A 20174-nucleotide genomic window follows, 5' to 3' on the forward strand; every position below is an offset into this window, starting at 1 on the left:
AACGGCCATAAACTGAATACAATAAAGGCCCCTCGCGGGGCCTTTTCTGTTTCTGATATTTGAAGCTTAACCCCAGACCATCAACGCGGCCAGACCGGCGGAACCGACGATCAGACGCCACCAGGCAAACAATGCAAAACCGTGGCGGGATACATAATCCAGCAAATAACGCACAACAATCACACCGGAGATGAAAGCCGCAACAAAGCCGATACCAATCTGCGTCAGATCATTCGTTGAGAGCAGCGCATGATTTTTATAGAGATCATAGGCAAAAGCACCGGCCATTGTCGGCATGGCCAGAAAGAACGAAAATTCTGCAGCGGAACGCTTATCCGAGCCCATCAGCAGTGCCCCGACAATGGTCGAACCGGAACGGGACACACCCGGTATCATTGCCAAGCACTGCACAAGGCCGATCATAAAGCACATTTTCAGCGAATATTGCGTCACATCATTATAACGCGGTCGCAGCGGCAGCCGATCTACCCACAGAAGAACAAACCCGCCGAGAATCAGCATCGAGCAGACCAGCACCGGCGTTTCAAACAAAACCTGTTTGATATAACTATGTGCCAGCGCACCGATCACGGCAGCCGGTAAAAAGGCCAGTATGATTCCGGTTGCAAAACGCCTTGCACCCGCATCCCGCGGCAGATCAGTCAGCAGCTTCCACAAACGGCCGAAATAAACACTCAGGATTGCGAGAATAGCACCAAGCTGAATCAGCACCTCAAAAGTACGGCCGGTTGATTCAAAGCCAAGAAAGTGTCCTGCCAGCAAAAGATGGCCTGTAGACGACACCGGCAGAAACTCTGTCAAACCTTCCAGAAGACCGAGAATCGCAGCTTCAAATATTGCCCATGCGTCCATAATGCTGAATACCTTTGTCTGCGTTATATAAATATTGCCGCCGGTCCGGATAGATTTTAAATGTCGGAATTAAACGGACATTATGTCTGTGAACCGGAAATATGCTGAAAAACAATCTCACCGCCATAAATTCAGCCTGTTGAAATGTTTTTACTCACAATGCAATGCATCTTTATGTAACTCACCCGTCCTAACCAATTATTTATAGGAAGCATGTATAATTACGCAAAATGCTCTACAACCGCATTTTTATTGCGTCTGCTGTTTTAAATCTAACTCCTCGTCTGCCCTCAGGCTTAACGCTCTGCCGGACCGGAACCTTCTTTAAGGTCTGACTCTTTTGCAGGTCGGCTACAAGCTGGCAGATTATTCAGTCCGATTACCGGCTTACCGGTGGCAAAGTTTCAGATCATGCCGCTTCAAAGCCACACCTGAAAGTACTATCGAACCATATGCTCACGCTGTTTCACCATCCGATGTCTACAACCTCCCGTTATGTCCGTCTGATTCTCAATGAATATGGCGTGGAATCGGAAATGATTGAGGAACGTCCGTGGTCACGCAGAAAAGAATTTCTGGCACTCAATCCGGCCGGAACTCTGCCGGTTTTGCTGGCCGAAAATGACTGGCCGGTTGTCGGTGCCACAGTTATTGCGGAATATATGGATGAGACCCGTGGCGCGCTGAAGCGCAATCGCCGTCTGCTGCCGGAAACGCCGATGGAGCGCGCTGAAGTGCGCCGTCTCGTCGACTGGTTTCTGATTAAATTTGAAAATGAAGTTACACGTCACCTTGCCCGTGAACGCGTGTTCAAGTTGCAGATGTCGCAGGAAATGGGTTCATCAGCACCGGATTCCACAGCAATCCGTGCCGCCCGTTCCAATATTCGCCAGCATCTGCGTTATACAGACTGGCTGGCCGCAACCCGCAACTGGCTGGCCGGTGATACGCCAAGTTATGCCGATATGGCAGCAGCTGCCGGTATTTCCATTCTCGATTATCTGGGGGAGATTGAGTGGGCAGAACACCGCGCTACCCGCGAATGGTATGCGCGCATGAAATCCCGTCCTTCTTTCCGTCCGCTTCTCGCTGATCGAGTACGCGGCATTTTTCCGGCATCCCATTATGGCGACCTCGACTTCTGACCGCGCGCCAAAGAAACCTCTGCCGAAAAGCGATGAGCCGTCTGCCGTCCGTTTGAAGCGCTTCTTAATGGAAGAAGCCGCAGCGGCCGGTTTTGACGTTGTGGCCATTACAGTGCCGGACGCCATTCCGCAGGCACCGCAGCGGTTGCGCTATTTTCTCGATCATGGTCGCCATGGCTCCATGGAATGGCTGGAAGAAACGGCTGACCGGCGCTCGAACCCGTCTGAGCTTTGGCATGAAGTGCGCTCCATCGTCATGCTGGCGATGAATTACGGCCCTGACCATGACCCGCGCACTCTGCAAAGCAAAAAAGACTGCGGGGCAATCTCGGTCTATGCGCAGAACCGCGACTACCACGATATTATCAAAGGTAAACTCAAACATATGGCCAGCCGCTTTGCGGCACGTACCGGTCATGAGGTGAAAGTCTTTGTCGATACGGCTCCGGTGATGGAAAAACCGCTGGCGGTGTCCGCCGGAATGGGTTGGCAGGGCAAGCATACCAATATGGTGAGCCGCGAATACGGATCATGGCTGTTTCTCGGCTCTATTTTCACCACAGCGGATCTGGAACCCGATACCGCAGGCAAAGACAGTTGCGGCAGATGTCGCGCCTGTCTTGATGCCTGCCCGACGGATGCATTTCCTGCCCCCTATCAGATTGATGCGCGACGCTGCATTTCCTATCTCACTATCGAGAATAAAGGCCCTATCCCGCACGAATTCCGCACCATGATGGGCAACCGTATCTATGGTTGTGATGACTGCCTGTCGGCCTGCCCGTGGAACAAATTTGCGCAGGTCTCCAGAGAGGCCAAACTACAGGCACGGGAGGAGCTGAAAGAACCGGCTCTTGATACTCTGCTGCAACTCGATGATCCCGCCTTCCGCACCCTCTTCAGCGGCTCGCCGGTCAAGCGGATCGGGCGTGACCGCTTTATCCGCAACGTACTGATTGCAGTCGGAAATTCAGATAATCCGGCCTATCTCCCAATGATTGAACAATTGCTGAATGATCCCGCACCGGTAACACGCGGGGCCGCTGTCTGGGCACTGTCTCAATTGGCTGATGTGCAGCAGTTTCTGCATCAGAAAAACCTGCATCTTCCCCTTGAACAAGACGCGGAAGTGATCGAAGAATGGCTGACTGCCGCAGCGCAAATTGAGAGAAACCAATAATGCATATTTTTCTGTTCGGCTCCGGCTATTCCGCTCATTATTTTATCGAAGCACTCAAACAAAATCCGGCAGCCAAAATCAGCTCAATTACCGGCACTGTCCGCCGTCCGGAGCAGGCAGAGATTTTACGCAAAAACGGTATCACACCTGTTTTCTTTGATGCAGAACAGGGCCTCAGCGCAGCATTGCGCGATGAATTGCAACAGGCAACCCATATCATTTCTTCTGTTGCTCCATTAACCGGCAGCGCGGATGAAACAGATCCGGTCCTGCGGCTGATGCCGCAGGGCCTGTCCTATCACGCACCGAATACGCGCTTCATCAGCTATCTGTCTACCATCGGTGTGTACGGTGATTATCAAGGGGCATGGGTGGATGAAACATCGGAGCTAAAACCACTTTCTGCCCGCTCTGCCGCCCGTGTAACCGCTGAGAAAGAATGGCTGGCGCAGGTGGAAGGCACAGATATTGCCTGTGCCATTTTACGTATTGCCGGAATTTACGGCCCGTCTTTTCAGGGGCAGGCACGCAATGCTCTGGCTAATATTAAACAAGGCCGTGCACATCGCTTGATTAAAAAGGACCATGTTTTCAACCGTATTCATGTGGAAGATATTGGCGGTGCATTGGCACATCTGGCACTCAACAATCAGGGCGGCATTTATAATCTCGCCGATGATGAACCGGCACCGGCACATGAAATCATCTCCTATGCCGCAGAATTGCTGGGCGTTACTCCGCCGCCGGTCATTGATTATGAAACGGCTGAGCTTTCTCCGATGGCGCGTTCGTTTTATCAGGAATGCAAGCGGGCTTCCAATGCCGCATTGAAAGCAACCGGCTATCAGTTGCATTATCCGGATTATCGGACAGGGCTGAAAAAACTTCTGCAAAGCGGTGAAGGGGTCTGAACCCGCTTCAACTGTGATATTTTTACGCTTGTCAGCCAAGGCAACTCAGTTGATGCTGTTCGCAAATTTATAAATGACCGGAACCTGTTCTGATGACGTTTCGCCCCCGCAAACTATCCGCATTGTTTTTAAGATTTGGACTGGCTATTGTCCTTTCAGGCAGTGCATTATTTTCCGCACAGGCTGATGCACCGGCCAAGCAGGCTTTTGGCTCGGTCAAACTGCCTTCAGTCACGGCACCGGAATCCTACGGTTTCTATTCCAAAGGCTGCATCAGCGGTGCAGTTGCGTTGCCGGTTGACGGGCCAAACTGGCAGGTTATGCGCCTGTCCCGCAACCGCAACTGGGGTCATCCGAACCTGATTGCACTTCTGGAGAAACTCTCCCGCGATAGTGCTAAAACCGGCTGGAACGGCTTGCTGGTCGGGGACATTTCCCAGCCACGCGGCGGCCCTATGCTCACCGGTCATGCTTCCCATCAGGTCGGACTGGATGCTGATATCTGGCTGACGCCGATGCCAAACCGCCGCTTCACCAATCAGGAGCGTGAGGATGTGAGTGCGGTTTCCATGCTCAAAGCAAATTCGCTCTATGTGGACCAGAACAAATGGACGCCGTCACGCACGGCACTGCTCAAACATGCCGCCGGCTATCCGGAAGTAGAACGGCTTTTTGTGCATCCCGGCATTAAAAAACAACTCTGCGAAACCGTAACCGGTGATCGCAGCTGGCTGGCTAAAGTGCGCCCTTACTGGGGGCACCATTATCATTTCCATGTGCGTCTGCGCTGTCAGGCCGGATCACCGGATTGCAAACCGCAGGAACCGACCGGCAAAGATGACGGTTGCGGCAAACCACTCGACTGGTGGTTTACTGACGAGCCGTGGAAACCGGCAAAACCTGCGAAACCCGGTGAAAAACCAAAACCGCCAAAGATCATGATGGTGTCTCAACTGCCGCAAGCCTGCGCATCCCTGTTGAATGCACCGGCTCCGGCTTCTGTGCAAGACGTGACTTTTGGTCTGAAGAAAGGTGGCAATGCCAACGCCTTTGCACCGGAACAGGCACCGGCCTCTGTGCCGCTGCCCGCCCAGAAACCGTAATCGCAAAATCTGTCACACTATTGCGCTTTTCATCAACCAGCGCATCCGATATAGAATTAAAACGATTTAGAGCCGGAGCAGACAGCAATCATCGCTTGGCTCTTTCTCTGCAACAATAAAACAAACATTCAGAGTGAGAAGCAGTATTAACAATGCCTAATATCGATCCGAACTTTGTTTTTCCTGTCCTTATCGGTGATATCGGCGGCACCAATGCCCGCTTTGCTATTCTGGTTGATTCCTATGCGGAGCCGAAAGAATTTCCGGCTCTGCTGACCAAAGATTTTGCAACGTTGGAAGATGCAATCCAGACTGTCGTTCTGGATCACACATCCATCCAGCCGCGCTCGGCAGTGATTGCTATAGCCGGTCCTGTCGAGGGCGATGAAATTCCGCTCACCAATTGCCAGTGGGTAGTTAAGCCGCGCCAGATGATGGAACGCTTCAACCTGCAGGACATCACTGTCCTCAATGATTTTGAAGCACAGGCACTGGCCGTTGTCTCGCTGGACGATCACCATCTGGAAAATATCGGCGGCGCAGCCGCTCATCCGAACGGTAAACGTGTGGTTCTGGGGCCGGGAACAGGACTTGGTGTTGCAGGTCTGATCCGCTCGCGTCAGACATGGGTTCCGGTACCTGGTGAAGGTGGTCATGTGGATTTTGGCCCGCGCTCTGAGCGCGATCTGCAGATTTTTCCATTTATTGAAAAGATTGACGGTCGTGTTTCTGCAGAGCAGCTACTTTGCGGACGTGGTTTGCAGCATATTTACAAGGCAATCTGTCAGGCCGATGGTGTGAAGCCGACCCTCGTTACACCGGCAGAGATCACCGATGCGGCACTGGACAAAAGCAATGCACAGGCCGCTGAGACTTTAGAGCTTTTCGCAATCTATCTCGGTCGTCTCGCCGGTGATCTTGCCCTGATTTTCATGGCACATGGCGGCGTTTATCTGTCAGGCGGTATTCCGCAGCGCATTATATCCGCTTTGCGTACGGGCAGTTTCCGCGCAGCTTTTGAGGATAAAGCACCGCATCAGCTGATCCTCAAATCCATCCCTGTCTATGTCATCACCCATCCGCTGGCAGCAATTGCAGGGCTTTCGGCCTATGCGCGCACCCCTGCCCGTTTTGACATTCACACAGACGGCCGCCGCTGGCGCTGATTGCCAGAGCGGTTTGCACCCAGATTGAATCACGGTGCTCGCTCTGGATTCTTTAGCGGTCGCATTATCACAGCCGCCAAATTGATCCAATTTGGCGGTGAAATGCTCTGAACAATAATAAGTCATAAACCTTATTGACCATGCTTTCGCGCAAAGAGCATGGTCAAATGCTTTTTACAGCTTTATAGAAAAGGAATGACGACAGGCGCAGCAAACCCTGCCGATGCTTACAGATAACCAGCAGCAGGATTTTCCCTGACCGTGACTTTATTTAAAAAGAAAAAAAAGATTGATCCCGCAGAAACCACACAGATGATCCGTCGTGTGCTTTCTGAAAATTTTTCCGATCACAAATTATCTTATGCCAAGGCCATTGCCGGCTCCCTGATGATTTCCGGCGCCACCGTCTTTGTCGGTTATATTATGCGCGATGTCATTAATGACATTTTCTACAAGCAGCGCGCTGATCTGATAGTCTATATTGCCGGTTCTATTCTGCTCGCTTTTATTCTGCGCGGGCTGGGCAGTTATATTCAGGCGGTACAACTGGCCAAGATTGGTAACAATCTAGCCGCGATCTACCAGAAACGTGTCTTCGCGCATCTGATGAAATTGGGACTGAATTTCTATAATGATCATCGCTCCGGTCATCTGGCAGCGCAGATCAATCAGAATATCAGCGGTATGCGCGATCTGATGAATATGACGATCACATCGCTGGCGCGTGATGCGGTGATGCTGGTCGGCCTGATCTGCATCATGGTCTATCAGGAACCATATTTATCGCTTTATTCACTGCTGATCGCGCCGCCGCTGATTCTGACCGTGACCTATGTTTCACGCCGTATCCGCACGGTCACGCGCGAGGTTGTGCATCTGAATTCCCATCTGCTCGGTGCAATGCAGGAAACCACGCAGGGTATCGCCATTGTGAAAGCCTTCACGATGGAAGATCAGTTGCGTGGCAAAATCAACGGCCTGATTGAACTGGCTGAAACACGCTCCAATAAAATCGCCAGTGTTTCCGAGCGTGTAACCCCGATTTCCGAAATTCTCGCCGGTATCGCTATCGCTTCCGTCATTGCTTATGCCGGCTACCGTGCCATCGCCGAACAGCAGCCGCCCGGCACAATGTTCGCCTTTATCACTTCGATGATGCTGGCCTATGACCCTGCACGCCGCCTTGCGCGTCTGCAGGTCAGTCTGGAACGTGCACTCGTCAATGCCCGTATGATCTATGAAATTCTCGATCTGCAACCGGCACAGAGTGATCGTCCCGATGCTGTTGAACTAAAAGTGCAGAACGGAACTGTCCGTTTTGAAGATGTCCAGTTTGCCTATCATGCGCAGGGCACACCTGAGCATCAGCAGGTTCTCAAAGGTGTCAGCTTTATCGCAAAAGCCGGTGAGACAACGGCCATTGTCGGTGCGTCCGGTGCAGGTAAATCCACATTGATTGCGCTGATCCAGCGTTTCTATGATGTCAATGACGGGCGTATTCTCATTGACGATCAGGATATTGCCGGTGTGACTGTCAATTCACTGCGCCATTCCATCGCCTATGTTTCGCAACAGCCATACCTGTTTGAAGGCACCATTGCCGATAATATCCGCTATGGCCGCCCCGATGCGACAGAAGAAGAAATCATTGAGGCCGCGAAACTCGCCAATGCCCATGAATTCATCATCCGTCAGCCGCAGGGCTATGACAGTCCTGTCGGCGAAAACGGTGTCACCCTCTCCGGCGGACAGCGCCAGCGCCTTTCCATTGCCCGTGCAATCGTGCGCAATGCGCCGATCCTGCTGCTCGATGAAGCCACATCCGCCCTCGATAATGATTCTGAAAAACGGGTGCAGCAGGCTCTGGAAACCATCATGAAGGACCGCACCACGATTGTGATTGCCCATCGGCTTTCCACTGTGGTCAGTGCGGATAAAATCATCGTTATGGAAGCGGGTAATATTGTTGAAGAAGGCCGCCATGCCGATCTCATCTCCATTGAGAACGGGATTTACGCCCGCTTCTACCAGCTGCAATCAGCACCTGAGAATGAAACCCTGATCGGATAAGTCATGACCTCAACTGTTTCAGCCATGCAGACTTCTTCGTCCCCGATGCGCCTTGTTGTCACCGGCGCAGGCGGGCGTATGGGAAAAGCACTCATTCGTGCCATTGCGGAAAATCCGGAGACGGTTCTTTCAGGCGCGATTGTGCGTGAAGGCTCCCCGCTGATCGGACAGGATGCCGGTGAAATAGCAGGCTGCGGTAAAAACGGCATCCTCATCTCTGCCGATCCGCTGCCGGTTTTTGCCGAGGCGCAAGGTGTGCTGGATTTCACCACGCCCGCTTCGACGCTGACCTATGCAGCGCTTGCCGCGCAGGCACGCATTGTCCATGTGATCGGCACTACAGGCTGTTCGGAGGATGATGAGGAAAAGATCCGCGCCGCCGCCCGTCATGCGACAATCATCAAATCCGGCAATATGAGCCTCGGCGTTAATCTCCTGTCTGCATTGGTGGAACAGGCAGCACGCGCGCTCAGCCCTTCCACATTCGATATTGAAATCTTCGAAATGCATCATAAGCATAAAGTTGATGCCCCTTCCGGCACTGCCCTGCTTCTTGGTGAAGCGGCAGCAGATGGCCGTGGCATTACACTGAAAGATCACAGTGTCAGGGTGCGCGACGGCCATACCGGCGCACGCGAGGACGGCACAATCGGTTTCGCTTCTTTGCGCGGCGGTTCTGTTGTCGGGGATCATTCTGTGATTTTTGCCGGTCTTTCAGAACGCATCACTTTATCCCATCAGGCACAGGACCGCTCCGTCTTCGCACAAGGCGCGGTAGCAGCGGCATTATGGGGACACGGCAAAAAACCGGGTCTTTATTCAATGCGTGACGTTCTCGGCCTCTGACCCCGTTTTTATTCGTCTATTCAATCGGAGATAAACTTATGTCCCGCACCCTTGTTCTTGTCCGCCACGGCCAAAGCGAATGGAATCTGAAAAACCTGTTTACCGGTTGGCGCGATCCGTCCCTGACCGAACAGGGCCATGCAGAGGCCAAAGCCGCAGGCCAGCGCCTGAAAGATGCCGGTCTGAAATTTGATATTGCTTACACATCCGATCTGTCCCGCGCACAGATCACCTGTCAGCATATTCTTGACCAGCTTGGTCAGTCTGATCTGCAGACCATCCGCAATGTTGCGCTGAATGAGCGCGACTATGGCGATCTTTCCGGCCTCAACAAGGATGATGCCCGCGCCAAATGGGGCGAAGAACAGGTTCACGTCTGGCGCCGCTCCTATGATGTGCCGCCTCCGGGCGGTGAAAGCCTGCGCGATACCGGTGCACGCGTCTGGCCTTATTATCTCCACACAATCCAGCCGCATGTATTGCGTGGTGAAAAAGTGCTGGTTGCCGCTCACGGCAATTCCCTGCGCGCCCTGATTATGGCTCTGGAAGGTCTGACCAGCGATGAAATCATTGCGCAGGAACTGAATACCGGTGTGCCTATCATTTATGAACTGAATGCAGACAGCACAATCGCTTCCAAGAAAGTGCTGAGCGCATAATCAGAGCCATTCGTTCAGAGCGATTCAAAGCCGGATACATTCATGTGTCCGGCTTTTTTCTTTAGATAATACGGGAAACAACACACGTCTAAGATGTTGAAATAATTTTATTTTCCATCCTGAGACGAAAAAACAAAAAAACTTCAAAAAAATACAAATTTTCTGCAATTTTCAATGAAATGCCGTTGACATGAATCACTCTGCCCTTTAAACGGTCACTCAACGCCCAGATGGCGGAATTGGTAGACGCACCAGCTTCAGGTGCTGGCGCTCGCAAGGGCGTGGAGGTTCGAGTCCTCTTCTGGGCACCATATAAAGACTACTACCAAGGTCTTTAACAAAAACACCCGCGCAAGCGGGTTTTTTTGTATCTGTATTTCATCCACACTGTATCACACCCTCTTCTTCTCAGCAGGAAACACTTATGGAAACTGTCGCAATTGATAATCGCAGTGAGTTTGCACTCTGGGCTATTCAACGCGCTCAGGAAATCGTTACGCAGCAAGGTGCGGCACTGGCGATGGCGGCACGCGATATGAATGAAGAAGAACTGGCCAGAACTGCCGCCGATCTCGGTTCAGCAATTTCCGACGCTTTACTCGATGTCTTTGACGGATTAATGGTTCCCGAATAAATCAGATGTTTTTTATCAGATTATCCCGTTTCCTTTTTTGTAAGAGCACACTAATATTGTTGTAACATCTGCTGGCGAAACAAAAAAACACCAAACACGAGCAGCAGCACTGTCGTTTATACTACCCGTCTTTGCATGCCACCTTTCTTATAAAACAGAAATCTGGAACATATCTTGATCAGTCAGAATGCTGCCCGGCCGTTTGAAATCCCTGTGAATGAAGCTGAACGTCTTGTATCTGTTCGCAGCCTGCTTCCTTCCCAGTTCACAATTACAGATGAGCTGAACATTCTCACAACGCTTGTCAAAAATGTTTTCCACGCAGCATCCTGCGCAGTGACGATTATTGATGAAGACTGGCAGCGCATCGCTTCAACAGCGGGCATCAAAGCAGAAGATTGTCCGCGTGAACAATCCGCATGCACCTATGTCGTCAGGTCAGGCCGTCAGTTTATTGTGCAGGATATGACGCGCGATCCTGTCTTCAGCAGCAAAAACTATGTTACCGGCGATCCATCCTTCCGCTTCTATGCAGGCTTCCCACTGGAGATTGATGCAGGACTGACGTTGGGTGCTTTGTGTATCATTGACACAAAGCCACGCACACTGAGCGATGACGATTGCGAAGAGATGCGCCGCTTTGCTCTGCTCGCAAGTGCCCTGCTGCGGCTGCAACGCAAGAATGTTGTTTTGCAAAATGACAAAACCAACCTATGGAAAAGCTCTCTGACCGATCCGCTGACACAGCTCTACAACCGTCGCGCCTTGAAGGAATATGTTTCGCCGTTTCTGCGTCAGCATTTTGATGAAAAACGCTCTGCCGGCGTTTTGTTGCTGGATATGGACAATTTTAAAACCATCAATGACACACACGGACATCCGGCCGGAGACAGATTGTTAAGGCAGGCGGCAGAAAGAATCCGTTCTGTTTTGAGTTCTGATGATATTCCCGTACGTATCGGCGGCGATGAGTTTTGTATTATTCTGCCGGAAACGCAAAGTGATAATACATTAAAAACGATTGCCGACGATCTGGTTGAAGCCTTCCGCATCCCGTTTAAAATCAACGGACAGGAGATTCATTCAGCTGTCAGTATCGGAACATTGCTGGTACCCGAGGACGGCCGTACCAGCGAGCAAATGTCCCGCCATGCGGATAAAGCACTTTACACAGCCAAAGCCCGTGGCCGTAATTGTGCAGTCCGTTTTGACAAATCGATGCTATAGACCAGTTTAAACCGCATTCTTGGGCTATAAATATACGAAAGTATCATCTGCGGGTTTGGCAAAAATCACGCATGATATTGCTCGGGGTCGCTCAGCACCCTATATACACAATCTCTGACTGCGCTATTCCGGCACCAAACACCCTCCGGAGATGCTCTAGTGATCTGCAATGAGGAAACTGCGCTTGCGTAAGAAATTGCATGACAGGAAATTACCCCAGACGGTTCTGAGAGCAATACGCAACCGTCGCGGCTACCGGCCGCTGGCAGATAATAATCCGAGCGGAGATACAATTGTTGCCTCCTACAATGTCCATAAATGTATCGGCATTGACAAAAAATTCGACCCCGAACGTACGGCTCAGGTCATCTCCGAACTAAATGCCGATATCATCGCCATTCAGGAAGCGGACAAGCGTTTTGGTGAGCGCCACGGCCTGCTCAATCTGCAACATCTGGAGAGAGACAGTGGCTTAGTGCCGGTGCCAATCCAGACTATGTCGCCCAACGGTCATGGCTGGCATGGCAATCTGCTTTTATTCCGGCAGGGACTTATCAGAGATATTCACCAGCTGAAATTACCGGGTGTGGAGCCGCGCGGTGCTGTGGTTGCAGATATTGATCTGGAAGAAGGCCCACTGCGGATTATTGCTGCGCATTTCGGCCTGCTGAAACATTCCCGCTCCCGTCAGGCAGAAACCCTGCTCTCGATGATCCGTGAGGATAATGAACGTCCGACCATTCTGATCGGCGATCTCAATGAATGGCGCGTCGGCAAAGGCTCCTCGCTGGCAACTTTGCAACCGGTGTTTAATCTGACAGCAGGAGCCGTTCCGAGCTTTCCTTCAAGATTTCCGGTACTGGCACTGGATCGCATCCTCAGCAGTCCGCAGAAACTTGTCACCTCGGTCGAAGTGCATAACACACCGCTTGCCCGTATCGCTTCAGATCATCTGCCGATCAAAGCCCATCTCGACCTCAGAGCACTGGATTTACCTAATCCGATACAGGCGCGCTTTTCTGCTTAAAGATACGGCGACCCCAGCCAGACAATACGCTCCAGCAAACGGCGGGAGAACGGCCGCGCCTTCAGATCGGCCAGCTTGACGCCTGTACCCAGCGCCACATGCTGATCAATGCGTCTGGAAATGGATTTCGCCGTTCCGGCATCATAGATTTCAAGATCAATCTCAAAGTTCAGACGCAGAGAACGCGGATCAAGATTGCTGGAGCCGACATAAGCCCAGACATCATCGACGCTCATCAGTTTCGAGTGATTAAATGCACCCTTGGCGCGCCAGATCCGGCAACCGTCTTTCAACAGCTGATCGAACTGCGCCGTCATCGCCATATCCACCAGCACCAGATTATTCTGCGCAGGCACAACAATATCAACCGTAACACCACGCCGCGCAGCCGTTACCAGCGCACTGACCAGCTCACGATCCGGCAGCAGATAAGGCGTCATGATACGAATGTGTTTTTCGGCAACGGAAAAAGCGCCCATCATAATTTTATGATTGGTTTCAAGACTCTTATCCGGCCCTGAAGGCACAGCACGCACCAGCAGCCCCTCACCGGGCGAAAAGGCCGGCGGTGTCACAGACCATGCGGCACCGCTCAGATGCTCATCTGTGGTAAAGCGCCAGTCCTCGGATGCAGTGTTGAACAAATCTGTCACAACCGGCCCTGTCAGGCGAAAATGCGTATCCTGCGCCGCATGATCGCGGGCAAACTCCGTGGTGAAGCCCGCACGGATATTCATACCGCCGGTAAAAGCAATTCCCCCGTCAATAATCAGGATTTTACGGTGCGTGCGCAGATTGGCATAAGGCAGACGCAGCCCCATAATCAGCTTGCCGTTAAATACCTCTGCCTGCACGGTCTTGGAGCGCAGCAAACCAACTATACTCGGCGTGGAATAGCGGGCGCCGACAGCGTCCACCAGCACACGAACTTCAACGCCACGAACAACAGCCTTACCAAGCGCCTCGGCAAATTGCTTGCCGATTTCATCATTATCAAAAATATAGGTTTCCAGCAGAATACTGCGCTTTGCCCTGCCTATTGCCTCAAGCATGGCCGCATAGGCGATATCACCACTCTGCAAAACTTCAATATTATTGCCTGATGTCAGATTACAGCGGCTGACAACATCACCCAGCCGTTTCATCGCAATAAAATTACTACCGCTGGCATCACGCACTTCATCAGGTGAGGCATCATAATGCGACAAATGGTAGAGTTCGATATCAGTCATGCCAGCACGCTGCATACTCAGCGAAGTTCGTCTGATACGGTTCACACCGGCAATGGCATAGACCACGGCACCGATAATCGGCGACAGCATAATAACGCCGACCCACCCGAGAGCGGAGCGGACTTCCTCTTTGGTCATAGTCGCATGAACAGCAGCAATTGCACCGATAATCAGCGAAAAACCAAGTACAATATGCGGCCAGTAAACCGGCCAATATGAAATCAACGCATCAAACATGCAGGCAAATTATCAGCAATCACCAAGCTTTGGCAAAAGAATTTCGTACCTGATTTATAATACACAAATTGCCGGATAAAAATTCAGATGCGCTTTAAAAACACAGAGCAAAACCTGCAGTCTCCCGCCCGTTTTTCAGCTACATCAAAGGCCCTGATTTTAATATAGTTAAGCAGGATCACATTATAATCATTTGAATTTTGCAATAAATTTAATATGATCATCTTTTAATAAGAGTTGCGTTACTTCATCAACAGGATGACACTCATGTCTTTATCATCAGATATTAAAACTCCGGCACAGGCCATCAGCTCCCTCACTCATAAATGGGGCTGGTTTATCGTTCTGGGCATTGTCATGCTGATGCTCGGTGGTATTGCTTTCGGTAATCTCGTTTTTGCGACCGTGGCATCGGTCTATTACGTAGGTATCACTATTCTGATTGCTGGTATTGTTGAAATCATCCATGCCTTCAGTGTTCAGACATGGAAGAGTTTCTTCTTTTGGATGATCAGCGGTGCGCTTTATGCGGCAGCCGGCGTTCTGACCTTCCTCAACCCGCTGCTTGCATCCAGTATTTTCACAATCTTCATCGCCGCAGCACTGCTGGGCTCGGGTGTGTTCCGTATGTGGGTCGCATTCCAGAGCCGCAGCGTTAAAGGCTGGGGCTGGATGCTCGCCGGTGGTCTCATCACTGCCCTCGCCGGTATCGTTATTGCAATCGGCTGGCCGGTCAACAGCCTCTGGATTCTCGGCATGTTCCTTGCCATTGATCTGGTCTTCCAGGGCTGGGCAATGATTGCTCTGGGCTTTGGTCTCAAGACCATGCGCGGCTGATAAAATCGCTTTATGAAAAGGGCGTTTTCTGCTTTCAACGGCAGAAAACGCCCTTTTGTATTTCAGGTCGACGAACTGCCGCGATGCTGCTAGAAGGCACACCTGTCCAATTTTATATTATCCGAGCCCTTTATGCCTGAACAAACTACTCCTGCCTCGCATCGTCGCACATTCGCGATTATTGCGCATCCGGACGCCGGTAAAACCACACTGACTGAAAAGCTGCTGCTTTTCGGTGGTGCTATTCAGCTTGCCGGTGAAGTTAAGGCTAAAAAAGATCGTATCCAGACCCGTTCCGACTGGATGAATATCGAACGCGACCGCGGTATTTCCGTTGTCACCTCGGTAATGACCTTTGAATATAAAGACTGCATCTTCAACCTGCTCGACACTCCGGGTCACGAAGATTTTGCGGATGACACCTATCGCACGCTGACAGCCGTTGACAGTGCCGTTATGGTGATCGACGCCGCCAAAGGTATCGAACCGCGTACGTTGAAACTGTTTGAAGTCTGCCGTATGCGTGACATTCCGATTGTCACCTTCATCAACAAGATGGATCGTGAAGCCCGCGACCCGTTTGAAATTCTCGACGAGATCGAAGAAAAACTGGCGCTGGACACTGCACCGATCACATGGCCGATCGGCTCCGGTAAGAGCTTTGCCGGTACCTATGATCTGCACAACAACACCATCCGCCGTCAGGATACCGAAGAGCAGCCGACACCCGTCAGCGGTGCTGATGATGCGCTGGCCGCCGGTCTGCTGCCGGAAAATGAACGTGAAAACTTTATTGAAAGCGTGGAAATGGCGCGCGGTGTTTGCCGTGAGTTTGACCTGCAGTCTTTCCGTGAAGGCCACCTGACACCGGTTTATTTCGGCTCTGCGCTGAAGAAATTCGGTGTACGCGATCTGATTGAAGCATTCTGTGATTTCGGCCCTAGCCCACGTGCTCAGGACGCTGATACCCGCCGTGTTGAAGCTGACGAAGAAAAGATGACCGGCTTCGTGTTCAAAATTCAGGCGAATATGGACCCGAACCATCGCGACCGCATTGCCTTCCTGCGTGTCTGCTCCGGTAAACTGTCCCGTGGCATGAAAGCCAAGCTGGTACGTACCGGCAAGCCGATGAGTCTTTCCGCTCCGCAATTCTTCTTTGCCCGCTCGCGTCAGATTGCCGATGAAGCTTTTGCCGGTGATGTTGTTGGTATTCCGAACCACGGAACGCTGCGTATCGGCGACACGCTGACAGAGGGCGAAGACCTGTTGTTTCGCGGTGTACCGAACTTCGCTCCGGAAATTCTGCGCCGCGTGCGTCTTGATGATGCGATGAAGGCCAAGAAACTGCGCGAAGCACTGCAACAAATGGCAGAAGAAGGCGTGGTACAGCTGTTCCTGCCGGATGACGGCTCTCCGGCGATTGTCGGTGTGGTTGGTGCGCTGCAGATCGACGTTCTGACCGAACGTCTCAAGATAGAATATTCGCTACCGGTTGGTTTTGAAATGTCGCGTTTCAGCCTTTGCCGCTGGATTTCTTCCGATGATCCAGCAGAACTGAACCGCTTCATCACGACCCATCGTGCTGATATTGCTCATGATCTGGATAATGATCCGGTCTATCTGACGCCAAATGCTTTCTCGCTGAACTATGAAGCAGAACGCTGGAAAGCCATCAAATTTGCCGCGATCAAAGATTATCAGGTTCGCGACATCAAAAAATAGTCAAAGTAGTTCCGCGTAACCGGTTTCTGCTGTCATCTTCTGCGGATGGCCTGACAGAACCGGTTACGCGGCAGCCCCTCTGCGGCTGAACTTGTTTTTATGAGTGCACAGTCTCGCCGTGCAGATTGATATCAAGCCCTTCAATTTCTGTGGCTTTAGATACGCGCAGCCCCATGAATATTCTGATGACAACAACAATCAGAGCCGTCATCAGCGCCGTGTAAAGCATGGTCACCACCACGCCATAAAGCTGCTTGAGAACCGTCGCACCTTCCGAGAGCGGATTGATCGCCGCATCTGCAAACAGGCCGGTGAGTAGCGCGCCGATAATACCGCCGACACCATGCACACCAAACGCATCCAGACTATCGTCATAGCCAAGCCAGTGCTTGAGTTTCACGGCTGCGAAATAGCAGCCCGCACCCGATGCCACACCGATCATCAGTGCACCTGACGGATTAACGAAGCCCGCCGCAGGCGTAACACCCACCAGTCCTGCCACGGCACCGGAAATAATCCCCAGCACGCTCGGACGCTTGTTGATCAGCCATTCCACAACCATCCAGCTCAGTGCAGCCGCCGCGGCAGCAACCTGCGTATTCACCATAGCTACAGCAGCAATACCATTCGCACCACCGGCAGAACCGGCATTGAAGCCGAACCAGCCAACCCAGAGCAGCGATGCACCAATCAGTGAATAAACCAGATTATGCGGCGCCATATTCACCTGTCCGTAACCGTCACGCTTACCCAGCATCAGCGCTACGACCAGACCGGCAATACCGGAATTGATATGAACCACCGTACCACCGGCAAAATCCAGCACGCCGTCGCCACCGAGAAAGCCGCCACCCCAGATCCAATGCGCCACCGGCACATAGACAATGAACAACCATAAAATAGTGAAAACCAGCAGGGCAGAGAATTTCATGCGCTCGGCAAATGCACCGGCAATCAGCGCAGGCGTGATGATCGCAAATGTCATCTGAAAGGTGATAAACACATATTCAGGGATTGTACCGGTGAGCGAGGCAGGTGTTACACCGGCAAAAAATGCTTTAGACAATCCACCGATAAAAGCATTGGCACTGCCGCCATCACTGAAAGCCAGCGAATAACCGGCTACCATCCACAACACAGAGGCCACACAGGCAATTGCAAAACTCTGCATTGTGGTTGCCAGCACATTTTTACCGCGCACCATACCGCCATAAAACAGCGCCAGCCCTGGTATGGTCATCAGTAAAACCAGCACTGTGGATGTCAGCATCCATGCGGTGTCACCGGTGTCAACCACAGCTGCTGCATCCTGTGCATGGGCTGAGGTCACAGACAAGACCGATGCAACCGCCACCGGAACGGACAGGCTATAGTGGAATAAAGGACTGGGCTTTCTGAAAATCCGCATCAAAATCTCCCGTATCTGCCGGAAAACCTGCAAAAGGCAGATTTCTATGGCTCAACAGAAGCAAAGCAATTTTCATGCCAAAATTGATCTGACAATTTGCGGATAGTGGCCTGTCTAAATCAAGCGAATGTTTTTACACGAAAAATTATTTTGAATTATCAACATTAATCTAAGTTTAGCGTTCAATACCCTGATCACCTTATCAACGCAGAGTATAATACCGCAAAACAATAATGCCTAAAAATAAGGCGTACGATTTTTACATGCCTTATTTTTAGGCTCCGCCCTATTGTATCTTGCACGCACCACCGGCAGGCAATTGCGGCAGTACATTGACCAGAGCCAAAAACACACCATTGGTCCAGCCGAAACCATCCTGATTAGGGTATTCTCCGCCACTCGCATCCGCAGAATTCTGATAGGCGGTATATTTTTCCTTCAAAGCACCATTATTCCGGTAATTATACAAAACCGTGTCTGTCCAGTTACGGGCAATTTGCGTGGCCAGCATATCCTGATTGTAATTTTCAAGCCCTTTGACCGCAATCCATTGCAATGGCGCCCAGACATTCGGCGCATCCCATTGCTGGCCGGTTCTTACAGTGGTGGTGAGCAAGCCGCCCTCTTGCAGCAAATGTGCTGCAGTCGTAGCTGCAACGCGCTCAGCCTGAATGTCATCAGCCAGTGAGAAAAACAGCGGGAAAATTCCTGCCGCCGTGATTGCTTGCGAAAGCTGGTGTTTTGAAATCACATAATCTGCAAAACTGCCCGTATTATCATTCCAGAGATAATCATTAATCGCTTGTTTGCGCGCCTCGCTGCGCGCCCTGAAAGCCTCCGCAGACGGATTATCCCCCTCAAGCGCATAGGCCTGCATCAGCACCTGCTCCAGGCGATAAAGCAGACTGTTGAGGTCCACCGGCACAATATCGAGTGTGCGGATTGTCGCCAAATCCTGCGGATTTTCCAACCAGCGGGACGAAAAATCCCAACCGCTTTCCGCCGCCGCCCGCAAATCGCGGTAAATATCACCGGCATCTCGACCCGAACGGGCAGCCGTCGCCACATCTTCCCGCCATGATTCATCACGCGGCATGGCAGAGTCCGAATAATACCGGTTCAGCAGCGAACCGTCATTCATCCGTACAACACGCCGGTAATTCTGGCCGCCTGCCAGCTGCTCCGCCCCCTCCATCCAGAAATCATATTCTTTTTTCAAGGCAGGCAAGAACTCCGGATAGACCTGATTACCTTCCTCTTCAGCAAGCAGATCAACCATCAGCGCAAAAAACGGTGGCTGCGAGCGGCTCAGATAATAGCTACGATTACCATTGGGAACATGGCCATAGCGCATGATCAAATCGGCAAAATTCTGCACCATGGAGCGCATCAGTTTTTTCTCACCGCTGTAACGCAGCCCCAGCATGGTAAAATAACTATCCCAATAGTAAATCTCGCGGAAGCGCCCGCCCGGTACGACATAAGAATATTTAAGGGGCAGCAGTGACGAACCGGCAGATGTATCAGCAGGCTGCCTTGTCAACACCGGCCAGAGATTACGGATATGTGTGCAAATATCCTCCTTGCCGGACTTATAGCCACTGGCGGGATCCGCCTCAAAACGGAAATAACGGCTTACAAAACTCTTTAGATCAAAGCCACTCAGCTTCACCTCCTGCTCATAAGCCTGCATGATTTTCTCAGCCGGCTCAACAGCAATGGCATCCGCAAAGGTCTTTGAATCCAGAAACAGTTTCTGCTCTTGCACAGCAACAAATAATGCACCGTACAAAGCCTGCGGTGTGCCTTTAATATCCTGTGCCTGTGCATATCCGGCGACAACACTCAATACCGCACATCCCCATAACAAGGCGGAATATTGCAATCTGCTCATTGC

Annotated in this window: 17 protein-coding genes and 1 tRNA gene; 14 read left to right on the forward strand and 4 right to left on the reverse strand. The window is 51.6% G+C overall.

Annotated features, from left to right (window positions below):
* Nucleotides 1-66: 66 nt before the first annotated feature.
* The gene (locus tag HBA93_RS06950; protein WP_221722793.1) at nt 67-873 is read right to left on the reverse strand and encodes an undecaprenyl-diphosphate phosphatase; all 807 of its coding nucleotides are present in this window, start codon (nt 871-873) and stop codon (nt 67-69) included.
* A 452-nt stretch (nt 874-1325) separates the two neighbouring features.
* Between HBA93_RS06950 and HBA93_RS06955 the strand changes: the two genes are divergently transcribed.
* The 12 genes from HBA93_RS06955 to HBA93_RS07010 all read left to right on the forward strand — a co-directional run bounded on the left by HBA93_RS06955 (nt 1326) and on the right by HBA93_RS07010 (nt 12841).
* Complete coding sequence (locus HBA93_RS06955) at nt 1326-2018, forward strand: glutathione S-transferase family protein (protein WP_121992414.1); 693 nt, start codon at nt 1326-1328, stop codon at nt 2016-2018.
* Nucleotides 1999-3198, forward strand: coding sequence for a tRNA epoxyqueuosine(34) reductase QueG (gene queG, locus HBA93_RS06960; RefSeq protein WP_221722794.1), 1200 nt, complete (start codon nt 1999-2001; stop codon nt 3196-3198). The genes HBA93_RS06955 and queG overlap by 20 nt, the downstream gene beginning before the upstream one ends.
* Nucleotides 3198-4109 (forward strand): NAD-dependent epimerase/dehydratase family protein, encoded by a 912-nt coding sequence (locus HBA93_RS06965; RefSeq protein ID WP_221722795.1) that lies wholly within the window; start codon nt 3198-3200, stop codon nt 4107-4109. The genes queG and HBA93_RS06965 overlap by 1 nt, the downstream gene beginning before the upstream one ends.
* 92 nt (nt 4110-4201) lie before the next feature.
* Entirely contained in the window at nt 4202-5212 is a 1011-nt protein-coding gene (gene mepA, locus HBA93_RS06970; RefSeq protein ID WP_221722796.1) for a penicillin-insensitive murein endopeptidase, read from the forward strand.
* Between the two features lie 152 nt (nt 5213-5364).
* The gene (locus tag HBA93_RS06975; RefSeq protein WP_221722797.1) at nt 5365-6378 is read left to right on the forward strand and encodes a glucokinase; all 1014 of its coding nucleotides are present in this window, start codon (nt 5365-5367) and stop codon (nt 6376-6378) included.
* A gap of 261 nt (nt 6379-6639) precedes the next feature.
* Complete coding sequence (locus HBA93_RS06980) at nt 6640-8448, forward strand: ABC transporter ATP-binding protein (protein ID WP_121992410.1); 1809 nt, start codon at nt 6640-6642, stop codon at nt 8446-8448.
* Between the two features lie 3 nt (nt 8449-8451).
* Entirely contained in the window at nt 8452-9294 is an 843-nt protein-coding gene (gene dapB, locus HBA93_RS06985; RefSeq protein ID WP_286201788.1) for a 4-hydroxy-tetrahydrodipicolinate reductase, read from the forward strand.
* Between the two features lie 38 nt (nt 9295-9332).
* Nucleotides 9333-9953, forward strand: coding sequence for a 2,3-bisphosphoglycerate-dependent phosphoglycerate mutase (locus tag HBA93_RS06990; RefSeq protein WP_022712454.1), 621 nt, complete (start codon nt 9333-9335; stop codon nt 9951-9953).
* Nucleotides 9954-10177: 224 nt separating this feature from the next.
* A tRNA-Leu gene (locus HBA93_RS06995) sits at nt 10178-10264 on the forward strand.
* A 113-nt stretch (nt 10265-10377) separates the two neighbouring features.
* Nucleotides 10378-10587 (forward strand): hypothetical protein, encoded by a 210-nt coding sequence (locus tag HBA93_RS07000; protein WP_121992409.1) that lies wholly within the window; start codon nt 10378-10380, stop codon nt 10585-10587.
* Nucleotides 10588-10761: 174 nt separating this feature from the next.
* A complete protein-coding gene (locus HBA93_RS07005; RefSeq protein ID WP_286201789.1) occupies nt 10762-11814 on the forward strand; it encodes a sensor domain-containing diguanylate cyclase in 1053 nt (350 codons plus the stop codon).
* A 184-nt stretch (nt 11815-11998) separates the two neighbouring features.
* On the forward strand, nt 11999-12841 hold the full coding sequence (locus HBA93_RS07010) for an endonuclease/exonuclease/phosphatase family protein (RefSeq protein ID WP_028233996.1): 843 nt from the start codon (nt 11999-12001) through the stop codon (nt 12839-12841).
* Here HBA93_RS07010 and cls read toward each other — a convergent pair.
* The gene (cls, locus tag HBA93_RS07015) at nt 12838-14310 is read right to left on the reverse strand and encodes a cardiolipin synthase (RefSeq protein WP_121992407.1); all 1473 of its coding nucleotides are present in this window, start codon (nt 14308-14310) and stop codon (nt 12838-12840) included. The genes HBA93_RS07010 and cls overlap by 4 nt on opposite strands.
* A 267-nt stretch (nt 14311-14577) precedes the next feature.
* On the opposite strand from cls, the gene HBA93_RS07020 reads away from it, so the two are divergent.
* Entirely contained in the window at nt 14578-15147 is a 570-nt protein-coding gene (locus HBA93_RS07020) for an HdeD family acid-resistance protein (RefSeq protein ID WP_022712447.1), read from the forward strand.
* 132 nt (nt 15148-15279) lie between these two features.
* Nucleotides 15280-16869 carry a peptide chain release factor 3 gene (locus tag HBA93_RS07025; RefSeq protein ID WP_221722798.1) on the forward strand — a complete coding sequence of 530 codons (1590 nt, stop codon included), beginning with the start codon at nt 15280-15282 and terminating at the stop codon, nt 16867-16869.
* A gap of 97 nt (nt 16870-16966) precedes the next feature.
* On the opposite strand, the gene HBA93_RS07030 is transcribed toward HBA93_RS07025, so the two are convergent.
* Nucleotides 16967-18277, reverse strand: a complete 1311-nt coding sequence (locus HBA93_RS07030) for an ammonium transporter (RefSeq protein ID WP_221722799.1) — start codon at nt 18275-18277, stop codon at nt 16967-16969.
* Nucleotides 18278-18563: 286 nt separating this feature from the next.
* A complete protein-coding gene (treA, locus tag HBA93_RS07035; protein WP_221722800.1) occupies nt 18564-20171 on the reverse strand; it encodes an alpha,alpha-trehalase TreA in 1608 nt (535 codons plus the stop codon).
* Nucleotides 20172-20174 lie beyond the last annotated feature (3 nt).

Origin of the sequence: Ochrobactrum sp. SFR4, assembly GCF_019730395.1 — a bacterium.
GTDB lineage: Bacteria > Pseudomonadota > Alphaproteobacteria > Rhizobiales > Rhizobiaceae > Pseudochrobactrum.